Origin of the sequence: Sphingomonas sp. CCH15-F11, assembly GCF_001557005.1 — a bacterium.
In the GTDB taxonomy this organism is placed as follows: Bacteria; Pseudomonadota; Alphaproteobacteria; order Sphingomonadales; family Sphingomonadaceae; genus Sphingomonas.
The window spans coordinates 1-868 of record NZ_LSKG01000047.1; the positions used below are offsets into that span (position 1 = coordinate 1).

Annotated in this window: 1 protein-coding gene; it reads left to right on the plus strand. The window is 65.1% G+C overall.

The genetic code is table 11. From position 1 onward, the window contains the following. Positions 1-58 precede the first annotated feature (58 nt). The gene (locus AX709_RS04900; protein WP_231727421.1) at positions 59-748 is read left to right on the plus strand and encodes a replication protein A; all 690 of its coding nucleotides are present in this window, start codon (positions 59-61) and stop codon (positions 746-748) included. Positions 749-868 lie beyond the last annotated feature (120 nt).

The following is an 868-nucleotide window of genomic DNA, read 5'->3' on the forward strand; positions in this document are numbered from 1 at the left end:
GCTTTGTCCATGAAGGATCACCGCCAGCAGCCGGGCCACTCAACCGACGGGAGGTTCCATGCAAACAGTGTTCGAGGCCCTGACAGGGCCAAAAGGGCGACGGCCGGGCTGTCAGACCGGCCAGCGGGTCCATCGCTACAGCCGCACCGAGGAGGGCCGGGAGGGGCGATTTTGGCAGCCGTTCAATCCCAAGAACGTCGCCCGCTTCATGCAGGCGGCCGAGAAATATGACCGCCTGAAACGGCTTGCTCACCGGCGCGACCGCAATAATCGCGAGAACGGCGCGATCGGCCATGTCGGGCTTGAAGTATTGCGAGAGCTGCTACGCCTGATCGACTACAAGACCGGGCGGCTCGATCCGGCCATCGCGACGCTGGCGCTTCGCATCGGCCGTTCGATTGCGGCCGTGGTGGACGCGCTCAAGCGGCTCAAGGCGCATGGCTTCCTCGACTGGTTGCGCCGATATGTGCCGACCGGCAACGCGGGGATGCGCGGCCCCCAGGTCAAGCAGACATCGAACGCTTACCGCTTGATGCTTCCGCCGCAGGTGGAACGCGGCATGACCGCGCCCCCGCCAGAAGACGACAGCGACCGGCGGCGGGCAGCGGTCGAAGAGGGCAGGGCGATGATCGCCAGGCTCCCGCTCGACGAGCAGCCTGCCCAGCTCATTGACGATCCCGGCCTCGTGGCGATTCTTGCCCGGCTCGGGCGCGCTGTCATGGACCAGGAACGTGATTCAGAGAGGTAGAATGAATCCCGGCAGAGTTAGAAATATACAAGCGGAATTGGCCTGACGGCCAATACGTAATTCGCTGCGTGCCGCCTTCAGCGCCACAGGTGCGGCCTACCGGCCGCAGGCTAGGCGGGG